2 protein-coding genes are annotated in these 1,085 nt (G+C 71.9%); both read right to left on the minus strand.

The features are described from left to right. Positions 1-154: 154 nt before the first annotated feature. On the minus strand, positions 155-703 hold the full coding sequence (locus ACFXOZ_RS24615; RefSeq protein ID WP_380592704.1) for a hypothetical protein: 549 nt from the start codon (positions 701-703) through the stop codon (positions 155-157). Positions 704-764: 61 nt separating this feature from the next. Further along, positions 765-1,034, minus strand: a complete 270-nt coding sequence (locus ACFXOZ_RS24620) for a MarR family transcriptional regulator (RefSeq protein WP_380592706.1) — start codon at positions 1,032-1,034, stop codon at positions 765-767. Positions 1,035-1,085 lie beyond the last annotated feature (51 nt).

Genomic DNA, 1,085 nt, shown 5'->3' on the forward strand with positions numbered 1-1,085 from the left:
CCAAACCCCCCCGCGGCGCGCGACCGGGCACAAAACGGGCCGTTAACACAACCCCCCCCCCGACCCCCACCGGCCCGCCCCCCCCCCCGGCCGGCCCCCGCCCCCCGCGGGGGGCCCCCCCCGCGCTGTGGGTAGACCTGGACCGACTAGTGAGTCAGCGAACGATGTCCAGGGGAATGGTGACCTGGCTCGCGCGTCCACTGGAGAGGATGGGGTCGATGTCGGCCAGGGTCTTGATAGGGCCGGTGACGAGCATCGCGGTACCGCCCGCGACGCCGACCAGGTCGGTCCAGCCATCCGGGATCGGCATGGTGCCGTCATAGAAGGTGTACTCCCCGACGCCGATCAGCAGGTCGTTCTTGCCGTCGGCGGTCAGTCGCAGGCGGGCCCGCCAGCGCGGATCGACCGGGTCCAGGGTGATGGGGACGGTGAGTTGGCGGGCACCGTTGTGCCGCGCCGTGAACTCGGTGACGTCGGGGCTCAGCAGGGTGCCGTCCTCCGCGGTGCGGGCGACGGTGACGGGCTGGATCATGATGATCGTGGCGCCGCCTCCGGGGATCTGCGCGGCCTGCGCGCGCAGTTGGAAGACCGGAGGCTTGCCGATCGTTACGCCCTCGGCGGTCGCGTCCTCGGTGATGCGGCGGATCTTCTGGGGCTTGCCGGGCTTCTGGCGGCCCATGGGCGGGTCCTCTCGGATGAGCATGGGGAGGCGATAGGCGATTCCGGCCCAACCTACGGGCTGGCAGTGACAGTTGGTCAGGGAGTCAGCGCTCTGTGGTATCGGTGCGGCTCGGCGCCGGCGGTCTGCCGCGCTTCGGGCGCTGGTGCCACCAGGAGTCGAACTCGGCGGGGTCGTAGCGGGGCTGGGGCTGGCCGGGGTTGACCGGGGAAGGCGGTTTGGGGAGCCGGTCGGGGGCGGAGTCGTACTTCTCCCAGGCGGTCTTGAGAGCCCGGTGAACGGCGGAGCGGTCGACGCCGTGGCGACGGGCGAGTTCGGCCTGGGTCAGGGAGAGGTCGGGGGGCGGGCTCGGCATGGCGTCTCTCAGGGAAGCGGTTGGTGCGGCACGGACTGTCCGTGCCGCGCC

It is taken from the genome of Kitasatospora sp. NPDC059160, assembly GCF_042755465.1.
Classification (GTDB): domain Bacteria; phylum Actinomycetota; class Actinomycetes; order Streptomycetales; family Streptomycetaceae; genus Kitasatospora.